Below are 22,881 nucleotides of genomic sequence, written 5' to 3'. Positions count from 1 at the left end.
AGCGTAAGTCCTAAAAAATGAGTAATTGAAAAACCTGCTGCTTAAGAGAATCCATGACAAAAATCCTGAATATCGTTGGCGCCCGGCCTAATTTCATGAAAGTGGCTCCGCTGCACCGTGCATTCCGGCAGTATCCTTCTTTTCAGTCGAAAATCGTTCATACCGGGCAGCATTACGACGCCAAGATGAGCGATGTGTTTTTCAATCAGCTCGAATTGCCGAACCCGGATTATTTTCTGGGCGTTGGCGGTGGCTCGCACGCCCAGCAAACCGCCCGCATCATGCTGGAGTTTGAAAAAGTGATGGAAGCCGAAAAACCGGATGTGGTGCTGGTGGTGGGCGATGTCACCTCAACCATTGCCTGTACGCTGGTGGCGGTTAAAATGCACATTCCGGTCGTGCACGTCGAAGCCGGTTTGCGGAGCGGTGACCGCCGGATGCCCGAAGAAATCAACCGAATTTTGACCGACAGCATTTCCGATCAATTGTTTATTACCGAACAGGCGGGTGTCGATAACCTGAAACGTGAGGGCGTGGCCGACGAAAAAGTCCATTTTGTGGGCAACGTCATGATCGATTCGCTGGTGCATTACCGCCGGAAAGCCGCCGAAACCCGGACGGTCGAAAAACTGGGGCTGGAATCGGGTAGTTACGTGGTGATGACGATGCACCGCCCCGCAAATGTGGATGCCGAAGCCGGTTTGCGCAGTATTTTGCAGGTCGTGGAAGACACGGTTCAGTACAAAAAAGTGCTGTTCCCGATTCACCCCCGGACGCTCAATAACCTCAGCAATTTTGGCCTGAAGGAGCGCCTGAACGCCATTCCCAACCTTCAGTTGATGGAACCGCAGGGCTACCTGGAATTCCTGAATCTGATGGAACACGCGGCCATTATCGTCACCGATTCGGGGGGCATTCAGGAGGAAACGACGTATCTTCAGGTGCCGTGCCTGACCTTCCGTGACAGCACCGAGCGGCCCGTTACCGTCGAGTTGGGAACGAATCAGTTGCTGGCCGACCTGAATCCCGAAACCGTACACCGGAAAGTGGTGGAAATTCTGGAAGGAAAAGCGAAGAAAGGCGTGATTCCGCCCCTGTGGGATGGACAGGCCGCTGGCCGGATTGCCGGGATTATTCACACGATTTATGGATGAAAAAGGAATATGCAGTGGCAATAAAAGCTGTATAAACCAATTTAGTAACTGAAATGACCGATTCAAACGTACGTGCCGAAGCGATGCCCGACAACCCGTCGGAGCATTACCGGCTAAAACCGCCCCTGACCAATCCCCGCCGGTATTACCTGATCAAACTGCGGGAACTGGTGCAGTACGCCAAAACCACCTTTATCGACCCGTTGACGAAGGCCGGTCAGATCAAGTTGGCGGATTTTGGCTGTGGTACCAAACCGTACGTCTCGCTTTTTCCGGCCAATCAGGTGCAATACATCGGCATCGATCTAGACTGGAATCCGCATGCCGACGTCTACATTGGCTCCGATAGTCGCATCGATATGGCTGATAACCAGGTGGATGTGGTGTTGTCGACGCAGGTGCTGGAGCACGTCGAAGATCCGGAAGGTTATCTGAAGGAAGCCTGCCGCATTCTGAAACCGGGCGGCTTGCTGCTGCTGACCACCCACGGCTACTGGATGTACCACCCGGACCCGACCGATTTCTGGCGCTGGACCTCGGCGGGTTTACAGAAAATTGTGGCCCGCAACGGCTTCGAAATCGTTGCCTTTCGCGGCATTATCGGACGGTCGGCGATGGGTTTGCAGCTTTTCCAGGACGGTTTTCTGTTCAAAATTCCGCGCTGGCTGTGGCCGCCGTTCGTGCTCGTGATGCAGGCTTCCATCAGCTTATTTGACAAGACAACTTCCCAGCAAACGAAGGATAAAGACGCCTGTACCTTTTTGGTAGTCGGGCGAAAACTATGAAACTCTGCCTTGCCTTTCCGAACAAAAACCGGTATTCGGAGACGTTTATTCACAACCACCTCAGCTACCTGAAACCCGCCTTGTCGCTGTCGGGTGGCTGGCGTCCGTACCGGACAGAAGACGGTCATTCGATCATTCGGATGCCGCTGGCCGAACCGATTCGGGTGGGAATCAAGCGGGGTTTGCCGAGTCTGTATCCGGCGTTTTATACCCATTTTCTGACCCGGTTTTTGAACGAAAACCGCCCGGATGTCTTGCTGGCGGAATACGGCCCGACGGGTTGTGCGGTGATGGCGGCCTGCCGGAAAGCCAATGTGCCGCTGGTGGTTCATTTTCACGGATTTGACGCGGTGGAGAAAGAAACAATTCGGCAATACGGCGCGCAATACCGGCAACTTTTTGCCCAGGCCCAGGCGATTGTGGCGGTTTCCAACGATATGGCGGAACAACTCGTCCGGCTGGGGGCCGATCCGGCGAAAGTACACCGGAATCCGTACGGCGTCGAAACCGGGTTGTTTACCGGGGCCGAACCGGCGAAGGCGGAGAAAATTATCGTAGCCGTCGGGCGGTTTACGGCCAAAAAAGCGCCCCAGCTCACGATTCGGGCATTTGATAAAGTGCTGGATCGTCACCCGGACGCGCGGCTGGTGATGATTGGCGACGGCGAACTGTTTGAGTCCTGTCAAACGTTGGTAAACGAGTTGCAACTGAAATACGCCGTTCAGTTACTGGGCGTAAAACCGGCCGCCGAAATTGCCGAATGGCACCGGAAGGCCCGGCTTTTTGCGCAGCATTCGCTGGTGAATCCGGCGAATGGCGATTCGGAAGGAACGCCCAATACCGTTCTGGAAGCGTCGGCGGCCGGTTTGCCGATTGTCAGCACGCGCCACGCCGGAATCAAGGAAGCCGTTGATCACGGGAAAACCGGTTTTCTGGTTGAAGAGGGCGATGTTCAGGGTATGGCCGCTTACATGGTGCAGCTGCTGGAGGAGCCCGAACTGGCCGGAGAAATGGGCCGGAATGCCCGCCAGAAAATGATCAATGAATACGAAATGAGCGCCCGCATTCAGGAGTTAAACCGCATTTTGGAAACGTACCAACGGACTTGAGTCCGTTAGGCTGGCTAAACTTAACTTATAAAATATGGCCGTATTATCACCCCTGACCCAGTCGCCGGATGTTTCGCCCGTTCGAAGCCTGAACGTCCGCACGATTGAACAGCGCTACCGCGACCAGTTTGGGATGGACGTCAGCCGGTTTTTTGCCGGTCTGGACAAGGTGATGATTTACCGCTGCAACCAGTCGAAACTGAAATTCTATTACCCGTTTACGCTGGCGGGCGACGCCGATTTTTACGCCGATTTAGGCAAGCACTACACCGGTTATTACAGTCCCTGGAAATGGGAACACGAGCAGGTTTTTCAGCGGATCAAACCGGGGGATAAGGTGCTCGAAATCGGCAGCGGCAACGGCTATTTCCTGAAAAAGCTCCCCGAAAAAGGTGCAGTTGGGCTGGGTCTCGAACTGAACGACGATGCTATTGCGTACGGCAAAAAGCTAGGTGTCGAAATCATTAACCAGGATTTGAAGATTCACGCTGAACAGCAGGCCGATCAGTACGATGTCGTCTGCGCGTTTCAGGTGTTCGAGCACGTCAATCAGGTGGGGGATTTTTTCCGGCAGGCGGCTCAGTGCGTCAAACCGGGCGGTTTGCTGGCGGTTGGCGTCCCCAACAATGCGTCGTATTATTTCCGCGAAGATCCGTATCATACCTTAAATTTGCCCCCGCATCACACGCTGCTCTGGGAGCCGGTTTCGCTGCAATACGCCGGTTCGTTCGTCGGTTTGCAGTCGCCCGACATTCGGGTGGAAACCGCTTCGGTGTTGCATCGCAGCGCGGCTTACCGGTTGTGGCTGGAGAAAAATATGGGCCAGAGTTCATTCACATCACTTTTATACAAAGCTACCCGGTTCGTTGCCAAGCGATTGCCTTTGCCCATTGATGGGGCAACGGTGGTCGCCATTTACCGGAAATAACATGGGAATTGTCATTCGCCAAAGCCTGAAAGCCAGCGTCGGTTCCTACATCGGGGTCGGCATCGGAATTATTAACCAGTTGTACGTTTCGCTGAAATTTCTATCGACCGATCAACTGGCCATTTCGCGGCTTTTGCTCGAAAATAGTCTGCTTTTCGCGGCTTTTGCGCACCTCGGCGCACCGTTTATTACCGACCGGTTTTTTGGCTATTTCCGCGACGACGAAACGAAAAACAACGGTTTTCTGGGTTTTTTGCTGGTGTTTCCGCTCATCGGAATCAGCCTTTTTACGGCGGCTTATTTTATTTTTGAACAACCCATTCAGGATTATTTTGCCGAGAAATCCGCCGGTCTGATTCCCTATCACGTGCTTGTCGTGCCGCTGACGATTTTCTGGATTTACATTTCCGTGCTCGAATCCTATTGCCGCAACAACGCCCGCATTGCCATTCCGACGTTCATCCGCGAAGTCTACCTGAAGCTGGCGAATGTGCTGGTGATCTTGCTGTTCGGGTTGGGCTGGTACAACTTCGACTGGATGCTGTACCTGATGGTGGCGGCTTACGGGCTGGCCGTCGTCATTTTGCTGGTCTACATTTACCAGCTCGGCAAATTTTCGCTGCGGTTTGATGTGGGTCGATTGAAAGAGGGTATGTTTCGCCAGATGGTCTATTTCGGTCTGTTTGTCGTGATGGGCGGGGTCGGCACGCAGGTGGTGTATTTTATCGACCGGACGATGCTTTCCGGGGGCGAAGGGCTGACCAATGCCGCCATTTTTATCATTGCCACTTATATTGCCGGGATTATCGAAATTCCCCGGAAAACCATCACGCAGATTTCGACGCCACTGGTTTCCAATTCGTTGCGGCAGAACAACATGGCGCACGTGGAGGAGTTGTACCACAAATCGTCGCTGAATCAACTGCTGGCGGGCGGACTGGTTTTTCTGCTGATCTGGACCAATATCGACGGTATTTTCAGCATTCTGCCGAAAGCCGATATTTACCGACAGGGCAAAATGGTGGTGTTTTTACTGGCTTCGGCGAAGCTGTTCGAGATGGCCACCGGCGTCAACGGCGAAATCATCAACTACTCCAAACACTTCCGCTACGCGACCTACCTGATGATTTTGATGGCCTGTCTCGCAATTGGCGCCAACTGGTATTTTATTCCGCGCTACGGTATCGACGGGGCGGCTTTTGCGACCACCCTGACTACGCTGGTTTTTGCGCTGAGTAAAGTGGGGCTGGTGTGGGTGTTTTTCCGAATCCTGCCGTTTACGTTTTCCGGGATCAAAGCCGTGGCGGTTTTGGGGCTGGTGTACGCCGTGTCGCTCATTTTGCCGGAATGGAGCGGTTCGTTGTGGCTGACGCTACTCAGCATTGCGGTGCGGTCGCTGATTCTGGCGGGCCTGTTTGCCGGGCTGGTGCTGGCGCTGCGGGTTTCCGAGGATGTAACCGGTTTGGCGGGCTCGCTGTGGGGCCGAACGCGGGCATTCCGGCAGCGGTGATTGAAAATGATGGATGATGAATTATGAACGATGGCGGGTTTATCATCTCAAAACCGCATCTCAAACACAAACTTCGGCGATTCAACCGCACCCAGCCGCTTTTTAAATTGAATCAATCCTTCATTCCGAACCGCTTGACTCGTTGAGATGCCCAGGTCGAGTAACGAGATGCGTTCGAACTGGCAGTAGGAGTAGAGCGATTCGACCAGCATGACCGACGGGCTAAAGTTTTGATAATCTTCGTGATCGGCGGGGAGAAAGTAGTACAAAATGTCTTCAGTTACCCGAATTCCCAGACAAGCAGCTATCAGCAAATCACCATTCCATACCGTAAAAACCGGACAATCACTTTTGAAATTGCTTACTAAATTGGCAAGCTCTTTGCTGTTCATGGAGAGCGGCAGGTTCTTCCGGAGCCGGGCTTTTCGGACCAGACCAAATAATTCGTCAACGTCCGGATTGGTCCAGACACGAGTCGTAAAACCGGCCTGTTGGCATTTCCGAAGCCGTCGCCGTTCGGCATTGTGCAACTGTTCGGTAAAGGAACGAATGCTGACTATTAGATGTTGATTCAGCTCTTCGTATTTCACCGCAAAACCGGTGTCCAACAATATAGCGTGTAGTCGCTCAGAATCAGTTGGTAAATAACAATTCGGATAATTTACTATTCGAAGGCCCTGAACTGGTAACTTCTTACTATACGTTATTACTTCGCCAACGAACCGTCGTAATTCTTCGTCCGGTAAATCTTCCGAAAATTCAACTGAACCAAACGAAGCCGCACACGGACTTACGGCCCAGTCGTCACGGATAAAAAGCGCAAAACGCGCATCGGCCCGACCGGTTTCGGAATCAACGAGGGCAAAATAATGGAGCGGTCGGCAGGATTGGTTGAGGAGATGTCGCGCTTGCAGAAACAAAAAACCGTCGCGGCAGAATGGCGGAAACTTTTCCGGGAGCGGATTTTCCAGGTGAAGAATTTCGTACACAGCTCGTTCAGAAAGGACGTAGTCAGTCGTAGCCAGCTATTTTTTTTTCTGCTGTTTTTTCGCCCAGCGTTCGTGAACCAACTGAATAATACCGTCTTTCAGGCCGAGGTCGGGCACAATGATGGTGTCGGCACCGGCCCATTTCATGACTGAAATATAAATATCGGCGGCTGGAACAATGACGTCGGCGCGGTCGGCATTTAGGCGCAGTTTGTTGATCCGATCCTCCAGGCTGTAGCCCGAAATGTAATTCCGCATCCGTTCTATTTCCGCCAGCGTGGTCGTGTCGGCCACTTTGGCCACCAGGTTGAAGATTTTGTTGATGTTACCACCTGTCCCGACGGCTACCAATTCCTGGGAAGTCAGCACATTTTCTTCCACCCATTCTTTCATCTTATTCCAGGCGCCCCGGGTTTCTTTGCCTTCCAGCAAGCGGACGGAACCGATTTTGAACGACTTGGAATTGATTTTTTTTCGATTCAGGTACAGATTCAGCTCGGTGCTGCCACCGCCCACGTCGATGTGTAGGAACTGCCGTTCGTCGAGCGCCTGAACGACCACATTGTTAATCAGTTGGGCTTCTTTCTGCCCATCGATAATGTGGATTTCGATACCGGTCAGATCTTTGATGCGCTTCGCAACGTCATGCCCGTTGACGGCTTCCCGCATGGCCGAAGTCGCGCAGGCCATGTAGTCTTCCACCTCGTGGAGTTCCATCAACAGCTTGTAAACCTGCATCAGTTTGTTGGTGCGGACCTCACTTTCCGGCGTTATCTCCCCAAAATTGAACACATCATGACCCAGACGGAGCGGAAAACGAACGTATTCAACCTTCTTGAAGCTCACAGCGTCGTCGACGTGCAGAACCGTTGAGATCTGAAGCCGGGCCGCGTTGGAACCAATATCAATGGCAGCAATTTTCAAAGCGAAGTTGGGAAAAGTGGTACTGAAACGCCCAAATATACTGAATTTAACTCCGCTGACGAAATCAAATGGCTTTTCGGTTGGTTACTTGTCTGCAAAACTCAGCCGTCAGACCGGCAATAGTTTTAGACCTTTGATATGGCTTTTTTGAGGCAAAAAAGCCATCCGGAAAGCGATAGATACGGGGCGACGTGACAGGCAACTGGTGCAGCGTTGGGGCTCTCAACGTTCTCACTATACCGTTCCACGGTCGGTTTGAAATAAAAACCAGGTATATTCCTTAAATCATCCATTGTGTTAACACGATTAAATTCAGAAATTTGTCTCCGATTCGAAGAAACGTCACATGAAACTGCAGAAAACCGCACCACAATTTTTTCGTATTTTTACTATAATCGGAGCCGTAATTTTAGGAGGCATTTTACTGGTCATTGCCTTGGAATATACGGTAGGTAATGGGGACGGGATCTGGGCGGAAGTTTCGATCAAAAAAGTGGCGTTTCGGGCCGTCTTCACATTTCTGGGCGTTGGCTTGCTGGCCTGGCTGTTATTTTTTGGAAAATCCTGGATTCAAAGCGCCCTCGTTTCACTGATTACATTTATCCTTTTTTACCTCATTCTGGAAGGGGTTTTTGGCCTGCTTCTGCGGCTGCGTCCGGACCCGGTTGTGGCTCCCAATGTCATTACCGAGCGGCTGGATACCCAGAATTCGTCGATTCCCGACAGCCTGCTGGGATACCGGGCCAAACCCGGTTTTTCGGTTGATTTTGTCGCGAAGGTCGGCAACAAAGTTTTTGATACCATCCGGATTCATATCGACAGCTTATCGCGCCGGGTTGTACCGATGGTGCCGAAACCCTCCGCTCCGATAAATAAATATGCTCTGTTTTTCGGCTGTTCATTCACGTACGGCGAAGGCGTCGACGAAAAGAAAACCATGCCGTATTACTTTAGCCAGCTCACGGGCTACCATGCGTATAATTACGGTTTTTCAGGCTACTCACCTCTGCATATGCTGGGGTTGCTTCAGAGCCGTAACCTGCCATCCGAAGTTGAAGAGAAAGAAGGCGTAGCGATTTATACGTATATCAACCACCACATTAATCGGGTAACTCCTCATACGCACTGGCTGCGATTTATGGACGGCCGGATTCCGTATCTGAACCCGAAAACGATGGTTATCGAAGGTACAATTGCCAACAAGCAACCCACCAAAAAACAGCTCATCGACTGGATGTATAAAAGTAACATCCGGGAGTATTTTGCGGTGGGTTTTCCGGGGCGGTATTATACGCATCACTACCAGCGGATGGTCGATGTCGTCAGGAAATCCAAAGAATTATACCAGGCTCAGTTCAAAAATAATAACTTCTACCTCCTGATTTTTCCCGGTCAGCCGATGGAACCGGAAATGAAAAAACTCTTCCAGGAGGCTGGTATTCAAATGCTTGATTATTCGAATTTGTTCGACTCCCGGAAATATATGCTCCCATTCGATGCCAGTCACCCCAACGGGGAAGCATACCGGATGGTGATGGAAAAGCTGGCGAAAGACCTCAAGTTGTGATGTTACCGTTAACTCTGATTTGTGAAAATTTATAGTAACAAATTGTGAATTATTTGAAAATAACTTTCCCCGTCAGTATAATTGAAACTCTTTTGTCCACATTAATATGACTATTTTAGGTATCTCAGCTTTTTACCATGATTCTGCCGCAGCTTTGATTGAAGACGGACGAATTGTGGCAGCAGCTCAGGAAGAACGATTTACGCGTAAAAAACACGACCCCGGTTTTCCGTCCCATGCGGTTCAATACTGTCTGGAGTACGGCGGAACAACCCTTAACAAGCTGGATGCCATTGTCTTTTACGACAAACCGCTGCTGAAATTTGAGCGACTGCTGGAGACCTATTATACGTTTGCGCCCCGCGGGTTACGGTCCTTTCTGATGTCGATGCCGGTTTGGATGAAGGACAAACTCTTCCTGAAACGGCTCATCCGGGACGAACTGAAAAAAATGGGCTACGATACGAAGAAGCCCGTAAAAGTATTATTCCCCGAACACCATTTGTCCCACGCGGCCAGCGCCTATTACCCGTCCACGTTTGAAAAAGCCGCCATTCTGACCATCGACGGAGTGGGCGAGTGGGCGACGGCTTCCATTGGTCTCGGCGAAGGGAAAAATATCACCATTCTGAAAGAGCTGCATTTCCCGCATTCGCTGGGACTGCTTTATTCGGCTTTTACTTATTTTTTGGGCTTTCGGGTTAATTCCGGTGAATACAAACTGATGGGACTGGCGCCCTACGGTGACCCGCATTCACCGGATATCGATCGGTACGTCAAGCTCATTCAGGACACCCTGATCGAGGTGAAGGACGATGGCTCCGTCTGGCTCAATCAGGACTACTTCGATTATGCAACGGGCCTGCGGATGGTTCACGAGAAAAAATGGGAAGCGTTGTTTGGCATTCCCAAACGTAACCCGGAAGATGAACTGAAACCGGAACACTGTAACCTCGGTTTAGCCATTCAGCGCGTTACGGAGGATGTGGTGGTCAACATGGCCCGCGAAGCCCGGCGCCTGACCAATGCCGAAAATCTGGTGCTGGCGGGTGGGGTTGCGCTCAATTGCGTGGCCAATGGAAAACTGCAAAAATCGGGGGTTTTCAAGAATTTATTCATCCAGCCCGCAGCCGGTGACGCCGGTGGAGCCCTGGGAGCGGCTTTGGCGGCTTACCATATTTATTTCGGCAAAGAACGGATTATCGATTACCAGGGCGACGCTATGCGGGGCTCGTACCTCGGCCCCACATTCTCCGATCTGGATGTCGAGCTGATGGCGAAAAAATACAAGGGAGTTTATACGCATTACGACGATTTCGGGAAACTGAGTGCCGATGTGGCCAGGCTGCTGGCGAACGAAAACGTGATTGGCTGGGTGCAGGGCCGGATGGAGTTCGGACCACGGGCGTTGGGCGGGCGCAGCATTCTGGGCGATCCGCGCAGCGCCGAAATGCAGAAAAAGCTGAACCTGAAAATCAAATACCGTGAATCGTTCCGGCCGTTTGCGCCCTCGGTGCTGGCCGAAGATTGCCAGGAATATTTCGATTACGACGGTATTTCGCCCTATATGTTGCTGGTACACCCGGTTCGGGAAAGCCGCCGGATGCCGTTACCGGCCAATTACGACAGCCTTTCGCTGCGCGACAAGCTGTATTACCAGCGCTCCGATCTGCCGTCGATTACCCACATCGATTTTTCCGCCCGGATTCAAACCGTACACCAGAACACGAATCCCCGGTATTACCAATTGATCGATGCCTTTAAGGATCTGACGGGTTACGGAGTTATTGTCAATACCAGTTTCAACGTTCGCGGAGAACCGATCGTTAACACGCCGGATGATGCCTACCGGTGTTTCATGCGAACCGAAATGGATTACCTGGTGGTCGGGAACTACGTATTCGACAAGAAAAAACAACCGGAATGGCAGGAAAAAGATAACTGGAAGGAAGAGTTCGTACTGGATTGACCGATCGGTTTTAAACCATTCACTAAGTTATCGCCCGGCTTCTCAAAATAAATTTTGAGAAGAAACGGTTTAATAATCAGCCAGTCCCGCGTCAATCCAGTCGATGGACAGACCGCTTTAACCAAGTCAATTTATTTTAACCCCTATCGCTTTATAGTTATGGATTTTCTTAGCGACATTTTAGGATTTCTGAGCCAGCGCAAAAAATGGTGGTTAGCCCCCATCATTTTATTATTACTATTAATTGGTGTTATTCTCGTCATTGGTGGTGGTTCGGCCGTGGCCCCCTTTATTTACACCTTGTTTTAACGGGAACATCCTCCATTTATGAATCAATTAGATCGTGTGAAGGCCCAACTGGTTATCGTAACCGGGCTGGTGGTTCTGTATTTTATTTTTAAATCTATTTATTGGCTGTATGCCGCAGCGGCTGTTGGGTTGCTGAGCGTATTTATTCCGGCAGCAGGCAACGGCATCGTCTGGGTGTGGTTCAAACTGGCCGAACTGCTGGGTAACATCAACGGTAAAATCATTCTGACGGTTTTGTTCTGGGTGTTTCTACTGCCGATTGCGTTGCTCTACCGGTTTTCGGCCAAAAACCCCCTGTCCGTCAAACGGACTAAAGACGCGTCGCTCTACCACGAGCGCAACCATTTGTACACCAAAGAAGACCTGGAACAAACCTGGTAGCGGAATCTTTTTACGGAAGAGCCTGTTTTCGACCAGAGCGGATCGTTTTGGCGAAGACCGGCTCTTTTTCTATTTTTGTAAAATGCTTATCGAGAAAGACGGAGGGATTGGACCCGACGAAGTCTTGGCAACCATTTTTGATTGAATAATTTCAGTGCACACTTACCAGTGATTTTTTCTTCATTTGCCGGTAAGCCGTAATTATTTATTCAGAAAAACGGTGCCAAATTCCGCCCCGGCAACGGGGGTAGATAAGTTGAAAGCTTGCACCCTGCTCCTTTCTCCGATAAGCCTTTCGTCGTGTTTGCCCCGTTTTCCTACAACGGGTCGTTTGCTATGGTTTATAGTCCTAATCAATACACTAACTTGGAAAAAATAACTGACCTTCTTCAGCAGCGTATCCTGATTCTCGACGGAGCAATGGGTACCATGATTCAACGGTATAAACTGGGCGAAGAAGATTATCGCGGGACGCGTTTTGCCGACTGGGCGCACGATTTGCAGGGGAACAATGACCTGTTGTCGATTACGCAACCGGAAATTATCAAGGAAATCCATCGCCAATACCTCGAAGCCGGGTCGGATATCATCGAAACCAATACGTTCAGCAGTACTTCCATCGCGATGGCCGACTATCACATGGAAGATCTGGCGTATGAATTGAATTTTGAGTCGGCAAAAATTGCCAGGGAAACCACGCTCGAATATACCCGGAAGAACCCCGACAAACCCCGGTTTGTGGCCGGAGCCATGGGGCCAACCAACCGGACGGCGTCGCTGTCGCCGGATGTGAACAATCCCGGATACCGGGCCATTACGTTCGATCAGCTGGTGGATGCCTACTACGAGCAGGTGCGCGGTCTGGTGGAAGGCGGGTCGGATATTCTGTTGATTGAAACCATATTTGATACATTAAACGCCAAAGCCGCCCTGTTTGCGGTCGATAAATATTTTACGGATAGCGGCCGCGAACCCCTGCCGATCATGGTTTCGGGAACCATCACGGATGCGTCGGGCCGGACGCTGTCGGGGCAAACGACGGAAGCCTTTTTGTACTCGGTTTCGCATTTGCCGCTACTGAGCATCGGGCTGAACTGCGCACTGGGGGCCGAATTGATGCGCCCGTACGTGCAGACGCTGGCGAAAGAATCCCCGTTTTTTACGTCGGCGTATCCGAATGCCGGTTTGCCGAACGAAATGGGCGAATACGATCAATCGCCGGAGGAAATGGCCGCCCAGATCGAAGGATTTGTGCAAGACGGTTTTGTCAATATCGTTGGCGGTTGTTGCGGCTCCACGCCCGACCACATTCAGGCCATTGCCCGCGCCATTGCCAAATACCCGCCCCGCCAGAAACCGGCCGCCGAACCGTACCAGAAATTGAGCGGCCTGGAACCGCTGAAGGTCACGGAGTTGACCAACTTCATCAACGTCGGTGAGCGCACCAACGTAACGGGGTCCAAAGCCTTTGCGCGCCTGATCAAGGCGGGCGATTACGATGCGGCTTTGTCCGTGGCCCGTCAGCAGGTGGAAAATGGCGCACAGGTCATCGACGTGAACATGGACGAAGGCATGCTGGATTCGGTGGAGGTGATGACGACCTTCCTGAACCTGATTGCGTCGGAACCGGATATTGCCCGTGTGCCGGTCATGATCGACTCGTCGAAATGGGAGGTGATTGAAGCCGGTTTGAAATGCGTGCAGGGGAAAGCCATCGTGAACTCGATTTCGCTGAAAGAAGGCGAAGAAGCATTTATTGAACGGGCGCGGCTGATCAAACGCTACGGCGCGGCTGCGGTAGTGATGGCGTTCGACGAAACCGGTCAGGCCGACAGTTACGAACGACGCATTGAAATCTGCGAACGGGCCTACCGGATTCTGGTCGATCGGGTCGGTTTTTCGGCGCAGGACATCATTTTTGACCCCAATATCCTGACCGTTGCGACCGGGATCGAAGAGCACAACAATTACGCGGTTGACTTTATCAACGCGACGCGCTGGATCAAACAGAACCTGCCGCTGGCCAAAGTGAGCGGTGGAGTCTCCAATATTTCGTTCTCGTTCCGGGGCAATGAAGTGGTGCGGGAAGCGATGCACTCGGTTTTTCTCTACCACGCCATCAAAGCGGGAATGGACATGGGCATTGTCAACGCCGGACAGTTGGGCGTTTACGACGATATTCCGAAAGACCTGCTCGAGTACTGCGAGGATGTGCTGCTCAACCGCCGGCCGGATGCGACCGAGCGGCTGGTCGATTTTGCCGAAACCGTCAAAGCCAAAGGGAAAGTTGTTGTCCAGGACGAAAGCTGGCGGCTGGAACCGGTCACGGAACGGCTGAAACACGCCCTGGTTCGCGGTATCACGGATTACATCGATCAGGATACGGAAGAATGCCGACTCCTGTATGAGCGACCGATTGAAGTGATCGAGGGGCCGCTGATGGACGGTATGAACGTCGTCGGGGACTTGTTCGGCGAAGGCAAAATGTTCCTGCCGCAGGTGGTGAAATCGGCGCGGGTGATGAAAAAAGCCGTAGCCTATCTGTTCCCGTTTATTGAAGCCAGCAAAGAAGTGGGCGCCCGGGCCGCCGGAAAAATCCTCATGGCCACCGTTAAGGGCGATGTTCACGACATCGGCAAAAACATTGTCGGCGTCGTTTTGGGCTGTAACAACTACGAAATCATCGACCTGGGCGTGATGGTGCCGACCCAGAAAATTCTGGAAGAAGCCAAAAAACAAAATGTCGATATCATTGGCCTGAGCGGTTTGATTACGCCCTCGCTCGACGAGATGGTGGGTGTGGCCAAAGAAATGGAGCGCCAGGGTTTCAAGCTGCCGCTGCTGATTGGTGGCGCGACCACTTCGCGCATTCACACGGCGGTCAAGATCGATCCGCATTATTCCGGGCCGGTGGTTCATGTGCTGGATGCCAGCCGGAGTGTGCCCGTTGCCGGGCGGCTCATCAGTGAGCAGGCAGAAACCCGCGACCTGGCTTTCCGGGAATTCAAGGACGAATACGTTAAACTTCGGGCGGATCACGCCAAACGGAAGCAGGATAAAAAAACGCTCACGATCGATGCGGCCCGCAAAAATAAAACCGCCATCGACTGGACGGTTTTTGAACCGGTAAAACCGCAGTTCCTCGGAAACCGCTATTTTCAGGATTATTCACTGAAAGAAATTGCGGAGTTTATCGACTGGACGCCGTTTTTCCAGACCTGGGAATTGCACGGGAAATACCCGGCGATTTTGCAGGATGAAGTGGTGGGTGTTGAAGCAACGAAACTGTTCGAGGATGCGAAGCAACTCCTGAAAAAAGTTGTTGACGGAAAACTCCTGACGGCCAAAGCTGTTGTTGGGTTCTATCCGGCCAATTCCGCCGAAGACGACATTCTGCTGCACGAATTTGAAGAAGTAACCCGCGAAATCCCCTGTGAACGACACGGTTCGCACACCCACATCGAGTATAAGCTGAGCCATCAGGCCACCCCCGAAGAGGAACAGAAATCGGTTGGCGAGTTGGTTTACGATACCAAAACCGTGTTTCATTTTCTGCGCCAGCAAAACCAGAAGGCACCCGGTTTGCCCAACTTTAGTCTGGCGGATTTTGTGGCCCCGCTGGAAACCGGCCATACGGATTACATCGGCGGTTTTGCCGTTACGGCGGGAATTGGCATCGAGAAGTTGATTGAAGAATTCGAAAAGGACCATGACGATTACAACAGCATCATGATCAAGGCCATCGCCGACCGCCTGGCGGAAGCGTTTGCGGAGTTGATGCACAAACGGGTGCGGACGGAGTTCTGGCCGTATGCGACGGACGAACACCTGACCAATGAAGAGTTGATTAAAGAAGAATACCAGGGCATTCGGCCGGCACCGGGTTATCCGGCCTGCCCGGACCATACCGAAAAAGCCACGCTGTTTAAACTGCTGGATGCCGGACAGATCGATATTGAGCTGACCGAAAGTTTTGCGATGTATCCGGCTTCGTCGGTGAGCGGTTTTTACTTTTCGCACCCGTCGTCCCGGTATTTTGCGGTGGGTAAAATCAACAAGGACCAGGTACTTAATTATGCCCATCGGAAGAACATGCGGGTTGAAGACGTCGAACTCTGGCTGTCGCCGGTTTTGTCATACGATGCTTAAATAAAACCGCATTGCGGCATGCTGTCGTACGAAAACCCCGAAGGGGTTGAGGATGGATAACCCCGAATTAATCCAGGATTATGGCAGATCATGCCGCAGCGTCCAAACCCCGAAGCGGTCGCCTGCTGATAACCCCGGATGCAATCCGGGGCCAGGGACTAAGACGAGGCATATCAATCCAACCCTGAAAGGGTTGACTATTGATAACCCCGGATGCAATCCGGGGCTTAAAGATGGCCGATTGCGCCCCAACCCTGAAAGGGTTGACTGTTGATAACCCCGGATTACATCCGGGGCTGTGATGGATCCTGCAGCAGCACCCAACCTTGAAAGGGTTGAATTATAAATGATTTTTCAGTCAACCCCTTCAGGGTTGGATTGATATACCCCGTCTTAGTCCCTGGCCCCGGATTGCATCCGGGGTTATCAATAGTCAACCCCTTCGGGGTTTTGGATGATAGATATGCTCCCGGGTTGATCCCCGGATTGCATCCGGGGTTATCAGTAGGTAACCCCTTCGGGGTTTGTGTATTAATTTTCGAAAAACTTTCGCAAGAAAGTTTTTTCTTTTTGTAGTATATATTGGAATCTTTTATATATTTACTCAATACAAGTATTAACGATTTATATTTCTGCTCAGCATGGAACCATCAGGTAATGAATTTTTACGGGGGACTCTGAAAACAATTGTGCTGAAATTGCTTACCGAACAAGGGCGCATGTACGGGTACGAAATCACTCAATCCGTCAAAGAGCGTACGCAGGGAGAGGTTGTGCTGACGTTTGGGGCATTATACCCGGTTTTACACAAACTGCAACAGGAAGGATTATTGATAACGGAATCGGTAGAAGTTGACGGACGGTTGCGCAAATACTACACGCTCACTCCGCGCGGCAACGAAACGGCTTTGCAAAAAGTCTCTGATTTCGAGCGTTTTGTCGAAGTAATGAAACATCTTCTCCAACCCGTGCCGGCGCTGTCGATAGGTCAATAAGACCCCGAATGGCCAGCTACTAAACCTAACAAACCATGGAAAAGCTCAACCCGCAACAAGTAGCCATACTATACCGCCACCTGGATCAAAACGGCACGGATGATGCCCTGATAGAAGAATTGCTCGATCACCTGGCCTGCGAAGTCGAGCACTTCATGTGGATTGGTCTTTCGTTTGAAACGGCACTGGAGAAGGTGCTGCTGGAAGCCAATGCCAAAGCCGTCCGGCATTTACGCGAGATCTACCAGATTGAGCTGACCATGACTGCCGACCAACTCCGGGAAGCCAGCTTGGACGACATCGTGTTTGAGTTTCGGAACAAAGCCTACGGCGCGTACGATCTCCGGCAGGAATACCGGAAATCGCTGCGGACGGCCCTGGTGCTGAGTCTGGGGCTGGCCATGATGCTGGTGGCTCTGTTGTCCGTTTTTAGCGGACAAAAATGGTCGTACATGAGTGTGTGGGGAGCCATCTGGACGTTGGGTTTGGTAGCAGTTACTTACTCAGGTGCAACCTGGTTTCAACAGCGTATGCAGCATAAATACCGTATGGCGGAGTGAACCTAATCCAGCGCCAAAATTGAATAAAAACCGCCGGACGATAAACCGTCCGGCGGTTTTTTGTCAGGGCTTGATGCCCAGCATCAGATTGGCCGAGCCGGTGGAAGTGGTGGGCAGTTTGCCGTCCCATTTTTCAATCCATTGCTGTTGAATCAGCATGGGCGTTAAGGTGCGCTGTTTCAGGGTATTCGCTTCCGATTCGGCCTGGGCGTTGATGAGCCGGGCCCGGGCGGCTCCCGTTGCCCGGGTGATGGCGATTTCGGCCTGGGCCTTCTCCGATTCGATTTTGTTCCGCAGCGCCATCGCTGTTTGAACCGCCGTGTTTTTGGCATCGATGGCGGCCTGCAAAGATGGCGGAGGAGTAACGGCAGAAGTTAAGCGTTCATAAATAAAACCGTCTTCTTTGAGCGATTTCCGCAGTTCGGCTTCCACTTTTGCTTCAAACCGGGCTCGCTGGCCCACCAGACTATCCGATTTAAACTCGTTGGTAGTGAGTCGGTAAGCATCAAAAACCATGTTCCGGATGATGGTCTGCTCCAGAACCGGCAGCGGTCGGCGATATTGCCGGTAAATCTGCGGAACCTCCGCCGGATTGGGGTGGTAGGTCAGGGTGGGGTCAACAGTAAACGAAGCCCCATCGTTGGTGTTAACCGTAAAAGGTTGATAGTCTATGGTTTGAGTAAACGTCGGAAATTCCTCGATTTTGGTGAGCCACGGGATATACCAGACAAAACCGGTTACTTCGGTGATATCACTAACACCCCGGTCGGAGCCGGACATGTTGATTTTCAGCCCGACGTGGCCCGCATCAATCCGGGTGTAAAACCGGCCAATGAAGGTGAGGAAAATAAAGAAGGCTATGACGCTTATTCCAATTGAAATCAGGCGTTTACGAAGGGGTGTTTCCATTTTTGTGGGTGTATTTTTTAAGTGGATTGGTTGTAAAGAATTTTGTATCGATCAATAACAGGCCCCAGGACGCAATGAGCAAAAAACCGGTGAGATTCAGCAGCGAATCAGCACGGTTTAGCAGCGCGAATGTCCAGTTGACAACATAGAATGTCGTGACCAGAATAAGCAAAAAGCGAACAATTGATTTCGTATCCATCGTACAGGAAATAAGAGTTATCTATGTACTAATCAGCGTTGGATTTATCCAAACGGGGCACTAATTTACTCCGGTTCCGTGGGGTTCATCAAGTTGTTTTACCGACTGCTCCCTTTGGATTATAGACGGCATTAATTCGGGTTGGAATTGTTACCTGCATCGCTAAAGTGGCCTGAAACCGGGTATGTGCTGCGATTCACAATGGCAATAGAATTCCGAAAAGAGGATTTTTATTAATCAGACAGGGAAACGGGCCGGAATGGCATTGGAACTGTTCGAAGTTGTCTGTATTTTGAGGGTCTGAACGGGTCGCAAAGCCCCATCGTTTCGCCAAATTGGATCGGGCCAGTCAACCTGAACATTGCAACCCATGAATGAAGCACCACTCCCTACAGCCAAACCCTGCCTGATCTGCGACGACCTCATTCAGCCGGGATCGGCCAGTTATTCCACCGGTATCTGTCGGTTATGTAAAGAGGCATTAAAAGAGTTTACAACCGCCCGGCGCCGGAAAAAATAAAGCGGTTTTCAGTTACTACGATGGCTAAATCCAAAATTAGATTTGTCGTTTCGCTCGATACATACCTGAGCATCCTGGCAGTTGTTTCCAGCTTTTGCGCAATCGGTATAACCTTTTATCAGGCTTACCTGCAACGAGCCCAGCAGTATGCATCGGTGATGCCCGTACTGGATATCTATCACACGGGTCGCTTTGAAGATGATATTCCGGCTTCGGCAATTACAGTCGCCAATTTTGGCCTCGGACCGGCCTTTATCGATAGCGTTCACTACTATTACGGAAAGAAACGCTATCCCGACATGTATAGCCTCGTGAAAGACGTTTTGGCTGAAGACCATATCGGCGACTCTACGTTGACAGTGAGTGATTTATGGAAAGATAAGGTAATCCCGCAGGGCGAAACGATTTATCTTTATAAAACAACGAACAGCCGGGCGGTCAGGCACCTATATCGGCAGAATGATAGCATTGCTACGGTTATTTATTACCGATCCATTTACGGTGAACAATGGGTTATAGACCCGCGAAATGCGAAAGAAGCCCGGAATCGTAAACTTGATTAAAATGAGCTTGAATTCCATTCTGATACGAAAAGCGGTTTGCCTTTTTACCTCAGCTTACCTGATTCCAGCTTTTTCAAAATGGAAAATAACCCTTCCAAAATGAAAAAGCCACATGCTACCAACTGCGGATAATCGGTTTTTATTCTATTGACTTTCAGTTAAATGTGAGTTGATTTATAAATCTGGCATTACTTTGGTTACGACCGAATAGGCTGCAACTGAATTTGAACCTCACAAAACGGAGGTCCCTGTCGAGCAGCCTGAATTTGCTGTGCCTGCCGCAATGGAAAATAAGCATCATCTGGATAAAGTAACGGCTGCCGGTTTGCTGGTGGCAATGGGTATTATTTTTGGGGATATTGGTACTTCCCCGCTTTACGTTCTCTCTGCTATTATCGGTCCCAGCCAGCCAATCCGGGCCGATGTTGTGCGTGGGGCCATTTCCTGCATTTTCTGGACCTTGACACTGCAGACGACGGTTAAATACGTCATTCTGATTTTACGGGCGGATAACAAAGGTGAAGGCGGGATTTTTGCGCTGTATGCGCTGGTGCGCCGGCACGCCAAGTGGCTGACCATTCCCGCCGTCATTGGCGGCAGCGCCCTGCTGGCCGACGGCATTATTACCCCACCCGTTTCGGTTTCGTCCGCCATTGAAGGGCTTGAACTGCTCTATCCGCACATTCCGACCGTTCCCATCGTGTTGGGGATTCTGACGGTTTTGTTTTTGATTCAGGCCTTGGGAACCAGCGTCGTCGGTACGGCTTTCGGGCCGGTTATGCTCCTCTGGTTTGTCATGCTGGGGGTGTTGGGAGTGATGAATATTGTCGATGCACCCGCCATCCTGTCGGCCATCAATCCCTACTACGCCTGGTGGCTGCTGGCCGAGTACCCCGGCGGTTTCTGGCTGTTGGGATCGGTTTTTCTGTGTACGACCGGTGCCGAAGCCCTCTATTCCGATCTGGGGCACTGCGGGCGGGGAAACATCCGGGTGAGTTGGGTGTTTGTCAAAACATGTCTGCTGCTCAACTATTTTGGTCAGGGCGCCTGGCTGCTGACGATGGAAGGCCAGGCCCTGGCGGAGCGCAAACCGTTTTACGCGTTAATGCCCGATTGGTTTCTGATTGCCGGGATTGGCATCGCAACGGCGGCTACGGTCATTGCGAGCCAGGCCCTGATTACCGGTTCGTTTACCCTCATCAGCGAAGCGATCCGGTTAAATTTATGGCCGAAAGTGGTGCTGCGGTATCCCTCGAACAAGAAGGGACAACTCTATGTGCCCAGTATTAACCTGCTTTTGTGGGTGGGCTGTATGGGAGTCGTGCTCTACTTCCGGGAGTCCTCGAATATGGAAGCCGCCTACGGTTTAGCCATCACGCTGACGATGCTGATGACCACCATGCTGATGACGTACTATTTATACAGTCACCGCTACCGGGCCTGGGGCGTTTTGCTTTTTCTGATCGTTTACGTGGGCCTGGAAGGGGCTTTTCTCGTCGCGAATCTGATCAAATTCCCGCATGGCGGCTGGGTTTCGCTGCTGATCGGCGCCGGAATCGCGGTCGTGATGTACACCTGGCTGAAAGCCTTTTACATCAAATTGCGGCTGACCGAATACGTCCGGATTGACAGCTACCTGCAACCACTCAAGGAGTTGAGTCGCGACATCAGCATTCCCAAATACGCGACTCACCTGGTCTTTATGAGCAATGCGGCCCGGCAATCCGAGATCGAATCCAAGATCATTTATTCGATTTTTCAAAAGCGCCCCAAACGCGCCGATATTTTCTGGTTTGTACACGTCGACATCACGGACGATCCGTATACAATGGAATACAAAGTCAACACGATTGCGACCGACGATGCCTACAAAATTACGTTTCGGCTGGGTTTCCGGGTCGAGCAGCGGATTAATTTATTCTTTCGGAAGGTGATTGAAGACATGGTGAAAAACCGGGAGGTCGATATTACCAGCCGGTATGAATCGCTGAGCCGCCAGCATGTGATTGGTGATTTTCGGTTCGTGGTTCTGGAAAAATTCCTCTCTTTCGAGAACGACCTGCCCTGGATGGAACGGATGATTATGAACCTGTATTTTTTCATTAAAGGCTTTACTACGACCGAAGACCGCTGGTTTGGGCTGGATACCAGTTCGGTCAAGATCGAAAAAGTGCCGCTCGTGATTCGGCCCGTCGAAAACATCAAACTGAAGCGGATCGATGTTCCATTGAATCCGGGACTGATCGGTTAGGGCGGTTTTGAGTCTTAAAAACGACTTGCTGTGTGGGTAAGCCAGTGCCGTATCTTTTTCTTTGAAATCAGATGGTCTTCTTACAAATTAGTGCCGTTATTCTGGTGCTGCTGTTGACCGGTTTTCGGATTGCCCAGGAATACCAACGGGCAATTGTGTTCAGATTGGGGCGTTTTCAATCCATTCAGGGCCCCGGACTTTATTGGCTCATTCCGTTTATTGACCGGCAGCAGCGTGTCGATATCCGAACGAAAACCGTTGACCTGGAGCAACAGGAAACCATCACAAAAGATAGCGTAACGATCAAAGTGAATGCGGTTTTGTGGTTCCGGATCATTACGCCCCGGGACGCCATCATTGAAGTGGCCGACTACAACAAAGCTGTCTATCAATTTTCGGTATCGGCCCTCCGCAATATTATCGGGCAGCATTCCCTGGACGAAGTGTTGCGGGAACGCGAACAGATCAACAAAACCCTTCAGAGCATTGTCGATTCGACGACCGAGCCCTGGGGCATTAAAATTGAGATGGTCGAGATGAAAGACGTCGAGATTCCGTCGGCCATGCAACGAGCCATGGCCCGCGAGGCCGAAGCCATTCGGGAAAAACGGGCCCGGATTGTCAAAGCCGAAGCCGAACTGGAAGCATCGATCAAACTGACGCAGGGAGCTATGGAAATGGAAAAAAGCCCGACTGCGCTCGAATTAAGGCGCATGCAGATGCTGTCCGAAATTGGCATCGACAACAATACAACCACCATTGTCATGATTCCGTCCGATTTTACGACGGCTGCGAAAAGCATTACCGAACGGCTGGCAAAACCGCAAAACGCCTGAGTTCCCGGATCGATCAGGCAAAAACACCAAACGCCTGAATTCCGATTGATCAGGCAAATCCGTAAAAACGTCCCATCGGGACGGCATCTTTGTAGACAGGTTCGGACGTTAAGACGCACAGAGTTCCGTAGGAACGACATCTTACTGGTTGTCAGCAGATAAAGATACCGTTCCTACGGAACCTGGAAATAAGTCAACTGCCTTCATGGAATTGGCTTAAACAGTCGCCGACCGAATGAAGTTATCTTACTTCAAGCTCTAGACCCTCCGCCCT

The 22,881-nt window shown here is 51.2% G+C and carries 20 protein-coding genes and 1 riboswitch; of the genes, 16 read left to right on the top strand and 4 right to left on the bottom strand.

Features of this window, described 5'->3' with window-relative positions:
* The first annotated feature begins 53 nt into the window (after nucleotides 1-53).
* From wecB to GJJ30_RS00865, 5 genes are read left to right on the top strand one after another with little or no spacing between them, the layout of a single operon-like run.
* Complete coding sequence (gene wecB, locus GJJ30_RS00885; protein WP_154172196.1) at nucleotides 54-1,154, top strand: non-hydrolyzing UDP-N-acetylglucosamine 2-epimerase; 1,101 nt, start codon at nucleotides 54-56, stop codon at nucleotides 1,152-1,154.
* A gap of 53 nt (nucleotides 1,155-1,207) precedes the next feature.
* Entirely contained in the window at nucleotides 1,208-1,939 is a 732-nt protein-coding gene (locus GJJ30_RS00880) for a class I SAM-dependent methyltransferase (protein ID WP_154172194.1), read from the top strand.
* Nucleotides 1,936-3,048 (top strand): glycosyltransferase, encoded by a 1,113-nt coding sequence (locus GJJ30_RS00875; protein ID WP_154172192.1) that lies wholly within the window; start codon nucleotides 1,936-1,938, stop codon nucleotides 3,046-3,048. The genes GJJ30_RS00880 and GJJ30_RS00875 overlap by 4 nt, the downstream gene beginning before the upstream one ends.
* Before the next feature lie 34 nt (nucleotides 3,049-3,082).
* Entirely contained in the window at nucleotides 3,083-3,976 is an 894-nt protein-coding gene (locus GJJ30_RS00870; protein ID WP_154172190.1) for a class I SAM-dependent methyltransferase, read from the top strand.
* A 1-nt stretch (nucleotide 3,977) separates the two neighbouring features.
* Entirely contained in the window at nucleotides 3,978-5,486 is a 1,509-nt protein-coding gene (locus GJJ30_RS00865) for a lipopolysaccharide biosynthesis protein (RefSeq protein WP_154172188.1), read from the top strand.
* Nucleotides 5,487-5,533: 47 nt separating this feature from the next.
* Here the strand turns inward: GJJ30_RS00865 and GJJ30_RS32570 are convergent, their stop codons facing one another.
* Together GJJ30_RS32570 and GJJ30_RS00855 are read right to left on the bottom strand one after the other, a co-directional pair.
* A complete protein-coding gene (locus GJJ30_RS32570; protein WP_170299086.1) occupies nucleotides 5,534-6,475 on the bottom strand; it encodes a GNAT family N-acetyltransferase in 942 nt (313 codons plus the stop codon).
* A 36-nt stretch (nucleotides 6,476-6,511) separates the two neighbouring features.
* Nucleotides 6,512-7,399, bottom strand: a complete 888-nt coding sequence (locus tag GJJ30_RS00855) for a Ppx/GppA phosphatase family protein (protein ID WP_154172184.1) — start codon at nucleotides 7,397-7,399, stop codon at nucleotides 6,512-6,514.
* Between the two features lie 436 nt (nucleotides 7,400-7,835).
* Here GJJ30_RS00855 and GJJ30_RS00850 point away from each other — a divergent pair, with 436 nt between their 5' ends.
* The 7 genes from GJJ30_RS00850 to GJJ30_RS00825 all read left to right on the top strand — a co-directional run bounded on the left by GJJ30_RS00850 (nucleotide 7,836) and on the right by GJJ30_RS00825 (nucleotide 17,329).
* Nucleotides 7,836-8,966, top strand: coding sequence for a hypothetical protein (locus GJJ30_RS00850; protein ID WP_154172182.1), 1,131 nt, complete (start codon nucleotides 7,836-7,838; stop codon nucleotides 8,964-8,966).
* A gap of 106 nt (nucleotides 8,967-9,072) precedes the next feature.
* The gene (locus GJJ30_RS00845) at nucleotides 9,073-10,935 is read left to right on the top strand and encodes a carbamoyltransferase family protein (RefSeq protein WP_154172180.1); all 1,863 of its coding nucleotides are present in this window, start codon (nucleotides 9,073-9,075) and stop codon (nucleotides 10,933-10,935) included.
* Between the two features lie 159 nt (nucleotides 10,936-11,094).
* Entirely contained in the window at nucleotides 11,095-11,244 is a 150-nt protein-coding gene (locus GJJ30_RS32000) for a DUF5989 family protein (RefSeq protein ID WP_170299085.1), read from the top strand.
* Between the two features lie 18 nt (nucleotides 11,245-11,262).
* The gene (locus GJJ30_RS00840; RefSeq protein WP_154172178.1) at nucleotides 11,263-11,625 is read left to right on the top strand and encodes a hypothetical protein; all 363 of its coding nucleotides are present in this window, start codon (nucleotides 11,263-11,265) and stop codon (nucleotides 11,623-11,625) included.
* 83 nt (nucleotides 11,626-11,708) lie between these two features.
* A riboswitch (SAM riboswitch) is annotated at nucleotides 11,709-11,883 on the top strand.
* A 162-nt stretch (nucleotides 11,884-12,045) separates the two neighbouring features.
* On the top strand, nucleotides 12,046-15,774 hold the full coding sequence (metH, locus tag GJJ30_RS00835; RefSeq protein WP_438821592.1) for a methionine synthase: 3,729 nt from the start codon (nucleotides 12,046-12,048) through the stop codon (nucleotides 15,772-15,774).
* Nucleotides 15,775-16,415: 641 nt separating this feature from the next.
* The gene (locus GJJ30_RS00830; protein WP_154172174.1) at nucleotides 16,416-16,769 is read left to right on the top strand and encodes a PadR family transcriptional regulator; all 354 of its coding nucleotides are present in this window, start codon (nucleotides 16,416-16,418) and stop codon (nucleotides 16,767-16,769) included.
* Nucleotides 16,770-16,804: 35 nt separating this feature from the next.
* Nucleotides 16,805-17,329: a hypothetical protein gene (locus GJJ30_RS00825; protein ID WP_154172172.1), complete on the top strand. Its 525-nt coding sequence runs from the start codon at nucleotides 16,805-16,807 to the stop codon at nucleotides 17,327-17,329.
* Between the two features lie 63 nt (nucleotides 17,330-17,392).
* Here the strand turns inward: GJJ30_RS00825 and GJJ30_RS00820 are convergent, their stop codons facing one another.
* Nucleotides 17,393-18,238 (bottom strand): prohibitin family protein, encoded by an 846-nt coding sequence (locus GJJ30_RS00820; protein ID WP_154172170.1) that lies wholly within the window; start codon nucleotides 18,236-18,238, stop codon nucleotides 17,393-17,395.
* On the bottom strand, nucleotides 18,219-18,437 hold the full coding sequence (locus GJJ30_RS00815; protein WP_154172168.1) for a hypothetical protein: 219 nt from the start codon (nucleotides 18,435-18,437) through the stop codon (nucleotides 18,219-18,221). Before GJJ30_RS00815 ends, GJJ30_RS00820 begins: the two co-directional genes overlap by 20 nt.
* A gap of 370 nt (nucleotides 18,438-18,807) precedes the next feature.
* Between GJJ30_RS00815 and GJJ30_RS00810 the strand changes: the two genes are divergently transcribed.
* The 4 genes from GJJ30_RS00810 to GJJ30_RS00795 all read left to right on the top strand — a co-directional run bounded on the left by GJJ30_RS00810 (nucleotide 18,808) and on the right by GJJ30_RS00795 (nucleotide 22,607).
* Nucleotides 18,808-18,957, top strand: a complete 150-nt coding sequence (locus GJJ30_RS00810; RefSeq protein WP_154172166.1) for a hypothetical protein — start codon at nucleotides 18,808-18,810, stop codon at nucleotides 18,955-18,957.
* 20 nt (nucleotides 18,958-18,977) lie between these two features.
* Nucleotides 18,978-19,520 carry a hypothetical protein gene (locus GJJ30_RS00805; RefSeq protein WP_154172164.1) on the top strand — a complete coding sequence of 181 codons (543 nt, stop codon included), beginning with the start codon at nucleotides 18,978-18,980 and terminating at the stop codon, nucleotides 19,518-19,520.
* A gap of 283 nt (nucleotides 19,521-19,803) precedes the next feature.
* Nucleotides 19,804-21,771: a KUP/HAK/KT family potassium transporter gene (locus GJJ30_RS00800; RefSeq protein ID WP_154172162.1), complete on the top strand. Its 1,968-nt coding sequence runs from the start codon at nucleotides 19,804-19,806 to the stop codon at nucleotides 21,769-21,771.
* Nucleotides 21,772-21,842: 71 nt separating this feature from the next.
* Nucleotides 21,843-22,607: a slipin family protein gene (locus GJJ30_RS00795; RefSeq protein WP_154172160.1), complete on the top strand. Its 765-nt coding sequence runs from the start codon at nucleotides 21,843-21,845 to the stop codon at nucleotides 22,605-22,607.
* Nucleotides 22,608-22,881 lie beyond the last annotated feature (274 nt).

The sequence above is a fragment of the Larkinella terrae genome, from assembly GCF_009668025.1.
Classification (GTDB): Bacteria; Bacteroidota; Bacteroidia; order Cytophagales; family Spirosomataceae; genus Larkinella; species Larkinella terrae.
The sequence above is the reverse complement of the archived record's forward strand: the minus strand, read 5'-3'. Positions and strand labels throughout refer to the sequence as shown.

Bases quoted from the DNA above. Each gene is read 5' to 3' on its own strand.
- wecB (WP_154172196.1), top strand. From the start codon at position 54: ATGACAAAAATCCTGAATATCGTTGGCGCCCGGCCTAATTTCATGAAA.
- GJJ30_RS00880 (WP_154172194.1), top strand. From the start codon at position 1,208: ATGACCGATTCAAACGTACGTGCCGAAGCGATGCCCGACAACCCGTCG.
- GJJ30_RS00875 (WP_154172192.1), top strand. From the start codon at position 1,936: ATGAAACTCTGCCTTGCCTTTCCGAACAAAAACCGGTATTCGGAGACG.
- GJJ30_RS00870 (WP_154172190.1), top strand. From the start codon at position 3,083: ATGGCCGTATTATCACCCCTGACCCAGTCGCCGGATGTTTCGCCCGTT.
- GJJ30_RS00865 (WP_154172188.1), top strand. From the start codon at position 3,978: ATGGGAATTGTCATTCGCCAAAGCCTGAAAGCCAGCGTCGGTTCCTAC.
- GJJ30_RS00845 (WP_154172180.1), top strand. From the start codon at position 9,073: ATGACTATTTTAGGTATCTCAGCTTTTTACCATGATTCTGCCGCAGCT.
- GJJ30_RS32000 (WP_170299085.1), top strand. From the start codon at position 11,095: ATGGATTTTCTTAGCGACATTTTAGGATTTCTGAGCCAGCGCAAAAAA.
- GJJ30_RS00840 (WP_154172178.1), top strand. From the start codon at position 11,263: ATGAATCAATTAGATCGTGTGAAGGCCCAACTGGTTATCGTAACCGGG.
- metH (WP_438821592.1), top strand. From the start codon at position 12,046: ATGGGTACCATGATTCAACGGTATAAACTGGGCGAAGAAGATTATCGC.
- GJJ30_RS00830 (WP_154172174.1), top strand. From the start codon at position 16,416: ATGGAACCATCAGGTAATGAATTTTTACGGGGGACTCTGAAAACAATT.
- GJJ30_RS00825 (WP_154172172.1), top strand. From the start codon at position 16,805: ATGGAAAAGCTCAACCCGCAACAAGTAGCCATACTATACCGCCACCTG.
- GJJ30_RS00820 (WP_154172170.1), bottom strand. From the start codon at position 18,238: ATGGAAACACCCCTTCGTAAACGCCTGATTTCAATTGGAATAAGCGTC.
- GJJ30_RS00815 (WP_154172168.1), bottom strand. From the start codon at position 18,437: ATGGATACGAAATCAATTGTTCGCTTTTTGCTTATTCTGGTCACGACA.
- GJJ30_RS00810 (WP_154172166.1), top strand. From the start codon at position 18,808: ATGAATGAAGCACCACTCCCTACAGCCAAACCCTGCCTGATCTGCGAC.
- GJJ30_RS00805 (WP_154172164.1), top strand. From the start codon at position 18,978: ATGGCTAAATCCAAAATTAGATTTGTCGTTTCGCTCGATACATACCTG.
- GJJ30_RS00800 (WP_154172162.1), top strand. From the start codon at position 19,804: ATGGAAAATAAGCATCATCTGGATAAAGTAACGGCTGCCGGTTTGCTG.
- GJJ30_RS00795 (WP_154172160.1), top strand. From the start codon at position 21,843: ATGGTCTTCTTACAAATTAGTGCCGTTATTCTGGTGCTGCTGTTGACC.